At 63.2% G+C, this 14464-nt stretch carries 11 protein-coding genes; 5 read left to right on the forward strand and 6 right to left on the reverse strand.

From position 1 onward, the window contains the following. Positions 1 to 108 precede the first annotated feature (108 nt). On the reverse strand, positions 109 to 1542 hold the full coding sequence (locus tag J0J06_RS00270; RefSeq protein ID WP_294039359.1) for an NAD-dependent succinate-semialdehyde dehydrogenase: 1434 nt from the start codon (positions 1540 to 1542) through the stop codon (positions 109 to 111). A gap of 31 nt (positions 1543 to 1573) precedes the next feature. Beyond that, on the reverse strand, positions 1574 to 2641 hold the full coding sequence (locus J0J06_RS00275) for an AI-2E family transporter (protein WP_294039360.1): 1068 nt from the start codon (positions 2639 to 2641) through the stop codon (positions 1574 to 1576). A gap of 79 nt (positions 2642 to 2720) precedes the next feature. On the opposite strand from J0J06_RS00275, the gene J0J06_RS00280 reads away from it, so the two are divergent. Beyond that, the gene (locus tag J0J06_RS00280; protein ID WP_294039361.1) at positions 2721 to 4013 is read left to right on the forward strand and encodes an amino acid permease; all 1293 of its coding nucleotides are present in this window, start codon (positions 2721 to 2723) and stop codon (positions 4011 to 4013) included. Here the strand turns inward: J0J06_RS00280 and J0J06_RS00285 are convergent. Together J0J06_RS00285 and J0J06_RS00290 are read right to left on the reverse strand one after the other, a co-directional pair. Next, complete coding sequence (locus J0J06_RS00285) at positions 3990 to 5585, reverse strand: NAD(P)/FAD-dependent oxidoreductase (protein WP_294039362.1); 1596 nt, start codon at positions 5583 to 5585, stop codon at positions 3990 to 3992. The two genes, J0J06_RS00280 and J0J06_RS00285, sit on opposite strands and share 24 nt — an antisense overlap. A gap of 105 nt (positions 5586 to 5690) precedes the next feature. Continuing rightward, positions 5691 to 6866, reverse strand: coding sequence for an aromatic ring-hydroxylating dioxygenase subunit alpha (locus J0J06_RS00290; protein WP_294039363.1), 1176 nt, complete (start codon positions 6864 to 6866; stop codon positions 5691 to 5693). A gap of 59 nt (positions 6867 to 6925) precedes the next feature. Between J0J06_RS00290 and J0J06_RS00295 the strand changes: the two genes are divergently transcribed. Next, the gene (locus J0J06_RS00295; protein ID WP_294039364.1) at positions 6926 to 7525 is read left to right on the forward strand and encodes a 5'-methylthioadenosine/S-adenosylhomocysteine nucleosidase; all 600 of its coding nucleotides are present in this window, start codon (positions 6926 to 6928) and stop codon (positions 7523 to 7525) included. 53 nt (positions 7526 to 7578) lie between these two features. After that, positions 7579 to 9285 carry an FAD-dependent oxidoreductase gene (locus J0J06_RS00300; RefSeq protein WP_294039365.1) on the forward strand — a complete coding sequence of 569 codons (1707 nt, stop codon included), beginning with the start codon at positions 7579 to 7581 and terminating at the stop codon, positions 9283 to 9285. Between the two features lie 371 nt (positions 9286 to 9656). Here the strand turns inward: J0J06_RS00300 and groL are convergent, their stop codons facing one another. Further along, positions 9657 to 11237: a chaperonin GroEL gene (gene groL, locus J0J06_RS00305; RefSeq protein ID WP_294039366.1), complete on the reverse strand. Its 1581-nt coding sequence runs from the start codon at positions 11235 to 11237 to the stop codon at positions 9657 to 9659. Between the two features lie 1196 nt (positions 11238 to 12433). On the opposite strand from groL, the gene J0J06_RS00310 reads away from it, so the two are divergent. After that, positions 12434 to 12895, forward strand: coding sequence for a hypothetical protein (locus J0J06_RS00310; RefSeq protein WP_294039367.1), 462 nt, complete (start codon positions 12434 to 12436; stop codon positions 12893 to 12895). Next, positions 12892 to 13083: a hypothetical protein gene (locus J0J06_RS00315; RefSeq protein ID WP_294039368.1), complete on the forward strand. Its 192-nt coding sequence runs from the start codon at positions 12892 to 12894 to the stop codon at positions 13081 to 13083. Before J0J06_RS00310 ends, J0J06_RS00315 begins: the two co-directional genes overlap by 4 nt. 420 nt (positions 13084 to 13503) lie before the next feature. Here the strand turns inward: J0J06_RS00315 and J0J06_RS00320 are convergent, their stop codons facing one another. Further along, positions 13504 to 14088: a spermidine synthase gene (locus J0J06_RS00320; protein WP_294039369.1), complete on the reverse strand. Its 585-nt coding sequence runs from the start codon at positions 14086 to 14088 to the stop codon at positions 13504 to 13506. Between the last annotated feature and the right edge of the window lie 376 nt (positions 14089 to 14464).

Raw genomic sequence — 14464 nt, forward strand, 5'->3', positions numbered from 1 at the left:
AACGAGGCCGTGCTCCTGCGAAGGCAGGAGCCCAGGGCAGCGAAGCGCGTCACGACCCTAGGCTCCTGCCTTCGCAGGAGCACGGAATATTTGGCAACCCCGTGGCGATCAGGCGATGTGTACCGCCTTGGTGATCGTATGCGCGAGAATGCCTTCCGGGCCGTCCTCGGATCCGAATCCCGATTCCTTGACCCCGCCGAACGGCGCGTCGGGCCAGGTCAGGCGCACCTGATTGATCGCGACCATCCCCGATTCGACGGTTTCGCTCAGCACATTCTGCCGCCGCCCGTTCTCCGTGAAGCAATAGGCGGCGAGGCCGTAGGGCAGGCGGTTCGCCTCAGCGATGGCGTCTTCGTCGGTCGCGAACGGACGGATCAGCGCGACCGGACCGAACGGCTCGTCGTTCATCGCCCTGGCCTCGAGCGGGACGTCGGCAATGACGGTCGGTTGATAGAAAAAGCCGCCGCCGGTGCCGGGTTCGCCGCCCGTCAGCACGCGCGCGCCGATGCTGCGTGCATCGTCGACCATCGCGGCGATCGCGTCGGGGCGGCGCGGGTTCGCCATCGGACCCATATTGCTCGCAGAGTCGAGGCCGTCGCCGATGTTGAGCTTGCGCGCCCGCTCGGCGAAGCCCTGAACGAACCGCTCGTAAATGCCTTCCTGCACGTGGAACCGCGTCGGCGACACGCAGACTTGGCCGGCGTTGCGAAACTTGTGTGCGACCAGCGTATCGAGCGTCTTTTCCAGATCGCAATCGTCGAACACCAGCACGGGCGAATGCCCGCCCAGTTCCATCGTCATCCGCATCACGCTGTCGGCGGCGAGCTTCATCAGCGCCTTGCCGACCGGGACCGATCCGGTGAAGCTGAGCTTCTTCGTAACCGGCGAGGCGAGCAGGTGGCGCGAAATCTGGTCGGGCACGCCGAACACGATCTGCGCGACATTACCGGGCAGGCCGGCGTCCTGGAAACAGCGCATCACCTCGACCGCGCTGCCGGGCGTTTCCTCGCTCGGCTTGAGGATGATCGAACAGCCCGCAGCGATGGCGGGGGCGACCTTGCGCACGACGTTGAGTGCCGGGAAATTCCACGCGCAGAACGCCGCGACCGGGCCGACCGGCTGGTGCAGCACCATGCTGCGCATCCCCGCCGCGCGCATCAGCACGCGGCCATAAACGCGCTGGCCCTCGGCGGCGTGGAACTCGATCAGGCCGGCGCTGGCGATCACTTCGCCCTTGGCTTCGGCGAGCGTCTTGCCCTGCTCCATCGTTGCCACGCGCGCGATGTGATCGGCGCGTTCGCGGATCAACGCCGCCGCCTTGTTGAGGATCGCCGCGCGCGCTTCGGGTGCTACCTTGCGCCATTCGGCGAACCCGCGTTCGGTGGCTTCCAGCGCGCGATCGAGATCGGCAATGGTCGCCAGCGGCAGGTCGGCCTGTCCCGCGCCGGTCGCGGGGTTGAGCAAGCGGTGGGTATCGCGCCCGCCGCCGCTGATCCATTCGCCGTCGATGTAGAGGCCCAGTTTGCTCGGATAGTCGGTCATGCCGCGTCCTCTACGCCTCCCGGCGCGCGGTTCAAGCCACTGGACCCGGCTCGTGCTCGACCAGCTCGCGCCACAGCATCACCAGCACCGCCATCGTCGCCGGCCCGACGAACAGGCCGAGCAGCCCCAGCGTTTCTACCCCACCGAGAATCCCGATCAGCACCCACAGGAACGGCAACCGGGTCGCGCTGCCGATCAGCGCAGGGCGGATGAAATGGCCCGCGATGAATTCGACCGCGAAGCCGATGACGGCAACCGCAATCGCGGCTCCGGGCGAGCCTTGCGCGAGGAGCAGCAACGCGGCGAGCGCGAAGGCGACCACCGGTCCGAACGGGATCATCGCGGCCAGCGCCGTGAACAGGCCGAGCAGGACCGGGTGCGGCACGCCAAACACGAAATAGACCACAGCCATCACCGCGCCGACCCCCAGTCCGACCAGCACCAGCCCGTCGATCGTGCCACGCACCGACAGCAAGGCCTGCTTGCCGATCCGCTCGCCGGTCGGACCCAGCATCTTGGCGCTCGCGCTGCGGCACTGGGCGATGAAAGCGTCGCGGTCCCGCACCAAAAAGAACAGCGCCAGCACCGTAAACCCGAAAATCACCGACCGGTGCGCGATGCCCTTGCCGATCAACGTTCCGTTGGTCGCGATCAACGTGTGCTGAAGCCCGTCGAGATAGGCCGTCGCGGTCACCGGATCAGCGAAATGGTCGCGCCACCAGCCGGTCAGTTCGACGCTGCCGAACGGCAAGGTCGCGATCCAGGCCGGCGGGGGCACGCCATGGTGGCGCGCGTCGGCGATCCAGGCGAAAATATCGTGCGACTCGCGTGCGCCCTGCGCGACGGCGAACCCGATCGGGACCAGTACGACCAGCGCAAAGGCGAGCGTGAACAGCAGCGCGATCAGGCTGCGCGATGTCGTCGGGAACCGCGCTTCTGCCCTTTCGACCAACGGATCGATCGCCACCGCGATCACGATCGCCCAGATCAAGGCCGGCAGGAAGCCGGATACGATCCACAGTCCGAGCGCGATAAGCAGCACGATCAGCGTGGCGCGGGCGATCATGCCGCGACGGGCATCGGGGGACTGGCTGGGCATGGGGCATCGTGCCGCGCGTAACGCTGGCGCGCAACCGCCTGATGTGCTCTGGTGTGCGCGGGCTCTGGGGAGAGCGGGGATGGAGACAGTCGAGCAACGGCCGTTCGGGTTCTGGACGGCGGTGGCGTTCGTGATCGGCGGGGTGATCGGTGCGGGCATCTATGTCGTACCGGGATCGTTCGCCGCTTATGGCTGGAGCGGCGCGCTGGCTTGGGTCGCAGGTGGCGCCGGCGCGCTGATTATCGGCCGGGTGCTGGCCACGCTGACGGCGTCGCGTCCGCAAGCACCGGGACTCGTGGCGGTGATCGGACTAGAACTAGGGCCGATTGCAGGCGTGCTGGTCGGGTGGGGCGCGTGGGTCAGTTATTGGTGTGCGAATGCCTATATCGCGCTGACCTCGGCGCGCTATGCGGGCCAGATCATGCCGGGGTTGGCGGCGACGCCGCTGCGTCAGGCGATGACCGCGACGCTGCTGATGGTTGCGCTGACGCTGCTCAATTTGAGCGGCCTAAAGAGTTCCGGCCGGTTCCAGGTCGTGACGACCGCGCTGAAGCTGTTGCCGCTGTTCGCGGTCGTCCTGATCGCCGGGATGATGGCGCTGGGCGACCACGCCGCGTTCACCGCCACGCCGCACGCGCCAGTCGCCTTCGCGCCGCTCCTGTCCGCCACCGCGCTGACGATGGTCGCGATCATCGGGTTCGAATCGGCGAGCATCGCGGCCGAACGCATCCGCGATCCCGAACGCAATGTCATGCGCGCGACGATGACCGGGATCGTCCTGTCCTGCCTGCTTTATCTGGTCGTCTGCACCGCGATCACGTTCACCGTTCCGGCTGCCGAATTGTCGGCATCGAACGCCCCGGTCGCGTTGTTCATCGAATGGCATTGGGGGCGTTGGGCGGGCGATTTCGTCGCAGCGTTCGCGGTGATCTCCACCGTCGGGTGCCTTAACGTCTGGGTGTTGCTTCAAAGCGAGATACCGCTCGGCCTCGCGCGGGCGGGCCAGCTGCCGTCCTGGTTCGGCAAGACCAACGCGAGGGACATCGCGACGCTGCCGTTGGTGCTCGGGTCGGTGCTCACCTGCGCACTGTTGCTGATCGGATCGTATCGCAGCGGCGCCGCATTGATGGATTTCATGCTGCGGCTGACGGCGGCCTCGGGACTGTGGATCTACGCCTTTGCCGGACTCGCCGCGATCAAGGCGCGGGTGCGGCCGGTGCTGGCGTTGCTCTCCCTGCTCTTCTCGCTCGCGATGGTGGTCGGGTCGGGCACCGAGGCGGCGTTGCTCAGCATTGCGCTGATGGCGATCGCGTTGCCGCTCTATGCAATGACGCGCCGTGCAACCGCGTCAGCCGAACAGCCGGCCGAATAGGGAACGATCGCGCAAGATTTCGTGCGCCGCATTGTGCCCCGGCGCGCCGGTAACACCGCCGCCCGGGTGTGTGCCCGATCCGCACATATAGAGTCCCCTGATCGGGCTGCGATAGTCGCCATGGCCCAACATCGGTCGCGCCGCCCAGAGCTGGTCGAGGCTCATGTGCCCATGGAAGATGTCGCCGCCGATCAGCCCGAACTTACGCTCGAGGTCGAGCGGCGAGAGGATCTGACGCGCGATCACCGCCGCCTTGAAATTGGGGGCGTGGTGCGTGACGGTGTCGATGATCAGGTCGGCCACCTTTTCGCGATGCGCGTCCCAATCGGCCGCCGGATCGAATTGCTGGCAGAACAGGCTGGCGACGTGCTGTCCCGGTGGCGCCAGGCTGTCGTCGACCGTGCTGGGGATCTTCATCTCGACGATCGGCTGCTTGGACCAGCCCTGCGCCTTCGCGTCGGTATAGGCGCGGTCCATGTAATCGAGCGTCGGGGCAATGATGATCCCGGCGGTGTGATGCTCGGCCTTGTCCTTGCCCGGCAGCACCGTGAAGTCGGGCAGTTCGGACAGCGCGACGTTCATCCGGAACGTGCCTGAGCCGGTCTTGAAGCGGTCGATGCGGTGCGCGAAATCGGCAGGCAGGTCGGCGCGATCGACCAGCTGGCGGAACACCAAAGCCGGGCCGGCATTGGCGATCACCGTGTCGGCCGCAATCTCCTCGCCGCTTTCCAGCTTCACGCCGACCGCTTTTCCGCCATCCACCAGCACCTTGGCGACCGGCGTTTCCAGGCTGATCTCGACGCCCAGGTCAATGCAGGCCTCGGCCATGTAGCGTGTGATCGCGCCCATGCCGCCGACGCTGTGACCCCACATGCCCTTCTTGCCGTTGATCTCTCCGAAGACGTGGTGGAGCAGGACATAGGCGCTGCCCGGCGTGTCGGGACTGGCATAATTGCCGACCACCGCGTCGAACCCAAACGCCGCCTGGACGAACTCGTTCTCGTACCACCCCTCCAGGAAGTCGCGCGCCGACTTGACGAACAGGTCCATGACGTCGCGCTGCGCTTCGAGGTCCATCCCCGCGAGCCGTTTGCCCTGCACAGCCGCGGCGAGCAGCGCCCGCAGCCCACCGCCCGCGTTGGGCGGGGTCTTGAGCGCCATGTTGCGCAGCACTTCGGCGACGCGCTCCAGCGCTTCCTCGTAGCGCGGGAAGGTATCGGCATCCTTCTGGCTGAATCGCGCGAACTCCGCCTGCGTCCGCGCAGCGCCGCCGCCGAGCTTGAGATAGCCGTCCTCATGCGGGAAGAAGTTGCTGATCGTCCGCTCGACGATCCGCCAACCGCGCTCGTGCAGCCGCATGTCGGCGATCACCTTGGGGCGCAGCAGGCTGACCGTGTAGCTCGCGGTGGAGTTACGGAAGCCGGGATGGAATTCCTCGGTCACCGCCGCGCCGCCGATCACGTCGCGGCGTTCGAGGATGCGCACCTTCAGCCCCGCACGCGCGAGGTAGAAAGCGCAGACCAAACCATTATGTCCCCCGCCGATGATGAGGGCGTCGTATCGTTTCGTCATTCACCAGTTCCGTCATTCCCGCGAAGGCGGGAATCAATTGCCGCCACCGCTAGTTATTATCCGCTACGTCGCGCGAATGGATCCCCGCTTTCGCGGGGATGACGCTCAGACGGGATGCGGTCGACGGCTCCACCCCGGAGCGGGTGCGCGATGCTGGCGCGCTTCGGGGATGAGGCAGCGTATCTTCTTGGCGAAACTGCGCAGGCACACTTCGCTCGCGCCGATCGGGCCTACGGCGTAGCTGCGGCTTGCCATGCCCTGCTGGACGCGCTCGATCAGCCACGTATCCTCGGCATTGACCACGCGGTTGATCCGCCAATTGGCGTAGCGCACCAGCTTCATCTCGCGGCGGCCATCCGGCAGCGCGAAGGCCATTTCGCGCAGCACGCACGTCGTCGGCCCGGTCGGCAGCCATTGCATGAAATCGATCTGGTCGGCGTAGAGGTCGAACGCCATGTTCGGCCAGAGCTTGTAATACAGCCACAGCCGCTGGTTCTCTTCGGGCAAGTGATCCACGAGCGGCAGGTGCTTCTGGTAGAAGCGCTCCCACGGATTGTCGGAAGCGCGATCGACGATCTGGCCCGACATCTTGTCGACCCACGGCTGCGCCTCGATCGCATAGGATTTGCCGAACAGCCTGGTCAGCCCGTCATGCGCGACCGGGATGTGGAGGTTGTCCGAATAATTGTCGCCGACATTCTTCCAGTTGACCGCGCGCGGCCGCTCGCGAACCGGGGAGATGCAACGCATTTCCTCGAACCGATAGGGTGCGATCTCGTGCTCGTACGGCGCCATCATCGCCGCGACCGATGGCCCGTCGCCCTCCAGCCGGACGAACACGAAGCCGCGCCATAGTTCGACATCGATCGGCGACAGGCCGTTCTCCTCGAGCCGCAACGCCGGATAGTCGCCCTTCATCGGCACGCCGGTCAGCCGCCCGTCGGTCGCGTAGGTCCAGGCATGATACGGGCAGACGAGCTTCCTGGCGCACCCCGCCGGCCCCTCGACCAGCCGCATCGCGCGGTGGCGGCACACGTTGGTGAAGCCGCGCACCTGACCGTCGTCGCCGCGCGCGACGATGACGCTCTCGCCCAGATAATCGATCGTGTGGAAATCGCCGGAGCGCGCGATCTGGCTTTCGTGGCACACGATCTGCCACGAGGGACGAATCACGCGCTCCATCTCGACGCCGAAATATTCGGGGTCGGTGTAGAGCCAGCCGGGCAAGCTCCAGTCGGCGTCGGGATCGGTGTCTTCGATGTCAGCGAAAGCGTGCGCCATCGCCCATGTCTAGCAGACGTCATAGTCACAACGTAAGCCTGTGCCGGTTTTGGGAGACGATGATGCCGGACGTGATGTTCGTGATGGCGACCGAGCAAGAATACGGCGCCGAGCTGCGCCGCCGGATTACACCAGTGATGGTGGGCGTCGGACCGATCGAATCGGCGATCGGCACCGCCCTGGCGCTGCGCGCGCGCGCCGACGCGGGCGATCTGCCCAGCCTGGTCGTCTCGCTCGGTTCGGCGGGGTCGCACCGCCTCCAGATCGGCTCGACCTGGCAGATATCGAGCGTGTCGTGGCGCGACATGGACGCCTCCCGGCTGGGTTTCGAAAAGGGCGTCACCCCGTTCTGCGACCATCCCGCCGAGATCGCGCTGCCGACCCCGCTCCCAGGCGTGCCGAGCGCAACCCTGTCGACCGGTGGCGAGGTGATGGGGGGTGAGGCCTATCATCGCGTGCTGGCCGACCTGGTCGATATGGAAACCTTCGCCGTCGTGCGCGCGTGCCAGCGGTTCGGCGTGCCGGTGATCGGGTTGCGCGGCGTGTCGGACGGGCCGGGGACGCTCAAGGGCATCGACGACTGGACCGGGATGCTCGGCGTGCTCGACGAACGGCTGGCGGCGTTGGTGGACCTGGTCCCCGCAACGCTGGGTCGTTGAGGCGCGGAGCAGTTTCGGGCACAGTCGGTGCGTACTTGGGGTGGAGCACGACGATGGCCAACGCGACGGAACGCCACGATCAAATCTACCCGGTGCTGACCGCGGCGCAGATCGAGACCGCGCGGCGCTTCGCGAGCGGGCCGGAACAGACATTCGCGCCGAACGAGTTGATCTATGATTTCGGCGTGCGCGACGTGCCCGCCTGGCTGATCCTCGATGGATCGGTCACGGCGTTCCGGCGGAGCGGGATCGGCGCCGAAGCGACGATCGCGAGCTATGCGCCCGGCCAGATCACCGGCGAGACCAACCAGTTGAGCGGCCATGCCACGCTTGCCGCGGTGCGCGCCGGGGACGCGGGTGCGGTGGCGCTGCCGTTCGATGCGGCACACCTACGCGCGCTGATCATCGGGTCGGCGGATGTCGGCGAGACGATGATGCGCGCCTTCATCCTGCGCCGCGTCGCCTTGATCGAGGCGGGGCAGAGCGGCGGCGCCGGGTCGGTGCTGGTCGGCGAGCGCAACGCCGCCGACGTCGTGCGCCTGTCGGGCTTCCTCACGCGCAACGGCTATCCGCATATGGTGCTCGCGACGTGCGAGGCGGAGGGACGCGAACTGGTCCAGCGCCTCGGCGTGCACGACGACGACCTCCCGCTGATGATCTGTCCCAACGGCACCGTGCTAAAGCACCCGACCGATCACGAAGCCGCGACCTGCCTCGGCATCCTGCCCGAGCTACCGGCGGGCAAGGTCTATGACGTCGCGGTCGTGGGGGCTGGTCCGGCCGGGCTGGCGACGGCGGTCTATGCGGCGTCGGAGGGGCTGTCGGTGCTCGTCTGCGACACGCGAGCGTTCGGCGGCCAGGCCGGCGCGTCGTCGCGCATCGAGAATTATCTCGGCTTCCCGACCGGCATTTCGGGCCTCGCGCTTGCCGGCCGCGCGTTCAATCAGGCCACGAAGTTCGGCGCGGAACTGGCGATCCCGCTGGCGGTCGATCGGCTGCATTGTGGCGACGGAGGAGACCAGGGCGGTTTCACGCTCGATTTCAGCGACGGCCAGTCGGTCCGGGCTCGCACGGTCGTCGTCGCATCGGGCGCGCAATATCGCCGCCCGGACATTGCCAATTTCGATGAGGTGGAGGGTTCCGGCGTGTCCTATTGGGCGTCGCCGATCGAAGCCAAATTGTGCGAGGGCGAGGAAATCGCGCTGGTCGGCGGCGGCAACTCGGCGGGGCAGGCGGTGGTGTTCCTCGCGCCCTATGTGCGCACCCTGCACTTGGTCGCGCGGCGGCCGCTCGCGCAAACCATGTCGCGCTACCTGATCGACAGGATCGAGGCGCTGCCGAACGTCGAATACCATATCGGCTGCGAGATCGACGCGATCGAAGGATCGCGTGCGACGGGCGTCACCGGTGCCGTGTTCGCCGATCGCGCGTCGGGCGCGACCAAGCGCCACGATTTCCGTCACGTTTTCCTGTTCATCGGCGCCGATCCCAATACGCGATGGCTCGACGGCTGCGTGGCGCTCGACAATCGCGGGTTCGTGCTGACCGGGGAAGCGGCGGGGGCCGGCGTACGCTCACCGCTCGAAACCAGTCGCCCCGGCATCTTCGCCGCGGGCGACGTTCGCGGCGGATCGACCAAGCGCGTCGCCGCCGCGGTGGGCGAAGGGGCGGCGGTGGTCGCGCAGATCCACGCCTATCTGGCGGCACTTGATCAGGATTCGACGGCTGTAACGGAACAGCGTGTTCCTGCGTCAACCTGATTGACGCGGTTTCGAGGGTGGTGGTGGACAGGGCTTCCATCGAACAGAGAGGCCAAACAAACTGAAAATAAGTGGAATATTGCGCCCACATTTACGCCGTCCCCACATTATTCCCCACGGCACGCTTGCTCTGCGACATTCAAAGTCTAATGGTCGGGTCCTCCGAGAAGAGCCAAGTTTGCCAGAGCGATACAGGCGCGCAAAAGGGGCGATCTTGCGAGACATAAATTTCGAGGCGGAGCGACGGCGGGTTCGCGCCCCAGTATCGGTCATTCCGTGCCTTGGCGACTCGTCCTAAAAGCCGCCGATTCTCTTAAATAAGTCTCCTCCGGTGGGTCGCGGCTAACGTTACATCGGCAAGGCCTTTCGCCTCAGCCGGCGTTTGCAATTGCGGCTTCGGTGTTGAGCAGCAAGCCAGCAACCGACGCCGCGTCCTGCAAACTGGAGCGCACAACCAGGGTGGGATCGATAACGCCGGACTCGACGAGGTTTTCAAAGGTTTCAGTCTGGGCGTTAAAACCAATTGCAGGATCGTTGCCATCCAACAGGCGGCCAGCGATCACGCCGCCATGATGGCCGGCATTTTCGACAATCTGGCGCAATGGCGCCTGGAGCGCGCGACGAACAATGTGGATTCCGCTGGTCTGGTCGTCATTGGCGCCCTGCATGTCGATCAGTGCGTCGGCAGCGTATAGCAACGCCGTACCGCCACCCGGAAGGATGCCCTCCTCGACCGCAGCTCGCGTTGCGTGAAGTGCATCGTCGACGCGGTCTTTACGTTCGCGCATCTCTACCTCGGTCGAGGCGCCGACGCGGATGATGGCCACGCCGCCTACAAGCTTGGCAAGGCGCTCCTGCAGCTTTTCCTGATCATACTCGCTGGCAGTATTCTCAATTTGCGCTTTGATTGACGCAATGCGCGCAACGATCGCCTCATGTTCCCCAGCGCCATCAATGATCGTTGTCTCGTCCTTGTCGATCAAGACACGTTTCGCCGTGCCGAGCATATCGAGCGTAACGTTGCCGAGCCTGGTGCCGAGGTCTTCCGAAATAATCTGCGCCTTCGTGACAATGGCAATATCTTCGAGCATCGCTTTTCGGCGATCGCCGAATCCAGGAGACTTTACTGCTGCAACCTTCAGACCGCCACGCAACTGATTTACAACTAGCGTAGAGAGCGTTTCGCCCTCAACATCCTCGGCGATAATTAGCAGGGGTCGACCCGACTGGACCACGGCCTCCAGTACTGGGAGCAGTGCCTGTAGATCCGACAGCTTTTTTTCGTGAATGAGTATGTAAGGATCGACAAGCTCGATGTTCATCTTCTCAGCATTGGTAACAAAATACGGGCTGAGATAGCCGCGGTCGAATTGCATACCGTCGACCACCTCGAGTTCGAACTCGGTGCCCCGGGCGTCCTCAATCGAGATCACGCCTTCGTTGCCAACCTTGGCCATAGCCGCTGCGATCATATTGCCGATTTCAGCATCGCCATTGGCTGAGACGATGCCGACTTGCGCGATTTCGGCGTTGCTCGACACGGAGCGGGAGCGCGTACGGAGTGCCTCAACGACCTTACTCACGGCAAGATCAATACCGCGTTTGAGATCCATCGGGCCGACGCCGGCCGACACTGATTTCATCCCTTCGCGAACGATGGCTTGCGCGAGGACCGTCGCTGTAGTGGTGCCATCGCCAACATGATCCTGGGTGCGCGACGCAACTGCTCGAAGCATCTGCGCTCCCATATTCTCGAACCTGTCTTTAAGCTCGATTTCCTTGGCGACGGTCACGCCGTCTTTCGTGATGCGCGGCGCCCCATAGCCTTTGTCGAGAACGACATTGCGGCCTTTCGGCCCGAGCGTAACCTTGACCGCGTCTGCAATCATATCGACACCGCGCAGAATACTTTCGCGCGCGTCGTGGCCAAATTTCACGTCTTTGGCTGCCATCTGACTGCCTTTCAAACCTGAGGGATACAAGGCAGAGCACCGTACGAAATCAAATACCGCTCATCAGAAGGGTCGCCGGAGATCCCGCACCCGCAGCGTTAATCGCGCGGCGGAGATTGACGTGTCCCGTTCATACGGTTCTCCGTCCGAAGACGCCGCCGATACGAGCGCCTCCTCGCGTGATAAATCCGATGTCCCACGATTGCGGCTGCTAGCAACGCCATAGCCAATATCAGGCCATACGCGATGAGAAGTCGGGTCTCCATGATCACCCCCCTTTCGTCGCCGTCGAATCAAAGCCTCGCGTCGGCCTGACCGCGGTCAGGATTTTCGCTCAGCAAACTATCGAGGCTAGGCTGCAACTCGGCCGCGATATTCGCGATTGCGCTGCTGCGTAGCTTGCGATCTTCGCGAAGTTTGGAGGCTACGCCCTCCTTGGCCCAAGCGGCCGCGGCTGCAGTTGCGACCGACCTGACATTGTCGAGTGTAGTTGTGCGGGCGAGCGCATGTTGACGCGCTTCCTGCGTACGGCAGAGACTAGTGGAGGGCTGCATGGGGCGGCCTTTCAATTGAGTAGGTGTGATCAAGCTTGCCTTGGAGGTTGAACCTGTCCCGTGCCTTTGAGGGAGGGGTTCGAAGCATTCTGCTTCGGAGGGGCCGGCTTCTTCGGCTTGCGTGCTTCGCGGTTCCCGCGTTGTTGTCCCTTGGCCATATCGACCTTTCTTTGATCTGGAGCTGCGTGACGAAGGCTCGTGTGACGGCGGGAGCCGACCCACGGATGGTCAACCGACATTTTCGAGAGGCGAGGACCTGAGCACGCTGGGAGCAAGGCACTTAAAAATTCCCGCCTCTGAGCGGGAGCATGAAGGGCTCTCAGTCGCGGCCAAGCTCGAGAAAGGCGGCGCGATAGTTTGTATGTGGGGTCGGTAACGCAGTCGCGCCAGCCCCCTGAAAAAAGATTCGAACTATGAAACTATGAGATGCCAAGTGGCCAAGATTTTGTCTGGCCATATATCAGCGAGACAAAGGGGTCAGTGCAGCTTTTGACAAATTACCACAATGAACGGCCGCCGAGATCACGCCCATTGCAAATGGCTATGTCGCCTACCATTTATCGGCTACCGTTGATCAAAATACAGCAAATGAACGGCTGAGAGATGTCATGCGCTCCCGCTTACACGCAGAGGAGCATTCTGGTGACAAAATACCAAAATCACGAGAATTCGAACGAGTTGAATTCGCCATCGTGGGAAGACGACGGTGACAGCGTTCAGCACGATTTTCCCGACGGTGACCTCAACTCATTGCTTGCGCGAGAGCAATCTTCAATCATGAGCGCCGAAACGTCATCGACTCCCGCGCAGTTTGAGTTTCATCGTGACGCTTCTCGAAGCGCACGGCGGCTTGTAAATGCTACGCCGTATCCTGAGCATGAACCTCATGTTTTTGCCCGAGACCGAACAGCCGCGAGGGAGGATCGAGACGAACAGTTCGAGGCGCTGATCGAACTTGTCGAAAGGAATGAAAAGCTGTTGGCCCGCCGGTTCGCGGATGGGGAAGTCAGCTCCATATCACTCCAGCACCTCGAACGTTGCCAACGGCAAGACTGCGCACGCTTGCTTGGCACGTCGCGTGTCAACGTTGTGGAGAATGTATGATGGTTCGTGAGAACAAGCTCGGCCTTACAGAACTTACAGAGGCGGAAGAGAGGCAAATGATACAGCTTGGTATCGAACGTCGACCGATTGATTCTTTTAGAATCGGCCCATTCCGATACAGCAACCTGAAAGATGCCGTCGCTCAAGCCAAGCGGCAAACTCCAAACCAGCCTGGCGGCGCGCCATAGCCCAAGTTTATTGGAGGACCGACCGAGCTAACCGTCGCTGAACTTTGCAGGCCGCCAGGAATCTTGTGTTTTTTCGCTCCCACTATGCTCTGCCGAAAGCGAGTTGAAATTGCGAGTTCACGTATTCAGGGAGTAAAAAGCTTCGATTTTACGCTCAACGAATTGGGTATCAATCTGTCCCCTAAGCAAGGTCCGTGGAGATATTTTAAGACTCTGGACCTCGAAAGCGGCCGGTGCCGCATTGATCTAGATGTTGACGAGGCCTTGGCAAACATACCGGACAAAGGGTTTCACATAGTACCGGCTGACGTAACATTCGCGCTCAAGTAAGACCGCCGAGCAGGCGGTGATACTTGCGACCTGTATTCTTCGCGTCATGTCACCACGCGGAGCGAACGAATCAGCATTAGCGGCTGTTAGCTATCTTGGTTTCTCGGCGAGCCAAATGGTATGCACGGCTCGCTGTCCAATTTCCGTGTCAGGAACGGTTATTTCTTCGACGGCGAATCCTGCTCGGACCAAACGCTCCACAAACTCGTCGTCCGGGTAAGCCGACCAGATTGCAAGCACGCCAGTCGGTCGTAGAGCCGCGTACGCCGCGCGTAGGCCCCACGCGCTGTATAACCGCTCGTTGGCGGCGCACACGAACCCATCAGGACCGTTGTCGACATCGAAAATGATGCCGTCGAAAATCTCCTCTGCTTCCTCGATCACGTCGTGCACGTCCCGCATGTCGAGGAATAGTCGCGGGTCACTCAGTGTTGTGCCGAACAAATGTGCTAATGGTCCCGCTGCCCACTTGACAACTTGCGGTATAAGTTCCGCCACCACGATTTTGCTGGTCTGGGGCAGAACGGACAAAGCGGCTCCTAGTGTGAACCCCATGCCCAAACCGCCGATAAGAATATTGCCGTGATGGGGTGCCATTCGATCACACGCCAGGATCGCAAGCGCCTGTTCAGAATGAGAAGCGAGACTGCCCATCAACTCATCGTCGCCAAGCACGATGGAGAAATCCGAACCCCGGCGCAGCAGCTGTAAGTGCCCCCGCCCGGAATTTCCGCGCTATCGACGAGTTCGGTCGTCATGAAGGCGTTGACGTACCTGTCGGACGAGGTTGATCGTCGCGACCTTTCCGAAGGAGGGCGAACAGTTGCTTGCGAATTGACGAACCTGCCAAGTGCGGTGAGACCGAGCTATAACCTTCCGCCGACAATTGGCGGCCAATGTCGCTTCGGTCCCGGCATCTGCCCTCCCGAGCGATTTCAAAGGCACGCTCGACGGTAGTCAGGTGATGCATCGGCATTCCCTTTGATTGATGAAGCCTGACCGGGTCGCTGCCGACAAGCATTCGTCATAGATTATGCGCCGTCGGCGGCCG

The sequence above is a fragment of the Sphingomonas sp. genome, assembly GCF_017304615.1.
GTDB lineage: Bacteria > Pseudomonadota > Alphaproteobacteria > Sphingomonadales > Sphingomonadaceae > Sphingomonas.

Excerpts from the sequence above, each read along its gene's own strand:
- J0J06_RS00315 (WP_294039368.1), top strand. The coding sequence starts at position 12,892 with ATGATGGTTCGTGAGAACAAGCTCGGCCTTACAGAACTTACAGAGGCG.
- J0J06_RS00285 (WP_294039362.1), bottom strand. The coding sequence starts at position 5,585 with ATGACGAAACGATACGACGCCCTCATCATCGGCGGGGGACATAATGGT.
- J0J06_RS00280 (WP_294039361.1), top strand. The coding sequence starts at position 2,721 with ATGGAGACAGTCGAGCAACGGCCGTTCGGGTTCTGGACGGCGGTGGCG.
- groL (WP_294039366.1), bottom strand. The coding sequence starts at position 11,237 with ATGGCAGCCAAAGACGTGAAATTTGGCCACGACGCGCGCGAAAGTATT.
- J0J06_RS00300 (WP_294039365.1), top strand. The coding sequence starts at position 7,579 with ATGGCCAACGCGACGGAACGCCACGATCAAATCTACCCGGTGCTGACC.
- J0J06_RS00270 (WP_294039359.1), bottom strand. The coding sequence starts at position 1,542 with ATGACCGACTATCCGAGCAAACTGGGCCTCTACATCGACGGCGAATGG.
- J0J06_RS00295 (WP_294039364.1), top strand. The coding sequence starts at position 6,926 with ATGATGCCGGACGTGATGTTCGTGATGGCGACCGAGCAAGAATACGGC.
- J0J06_RS00290 (WP_294039363.1), bottom strand. The coding sequence starts at position 6,866 with ATGGCGCACGCTTTCGCTGACATCGAAGACACCGATCCCGACGCCGAC.
- J0J06_RS00275 (WP_294039360.1), bottom strand. The coding sequence starts at position 2,641 with ATGCCCAGCCAGTCCCCCGATGCCCGTCGCGGCATGATCGCCCGCGCC.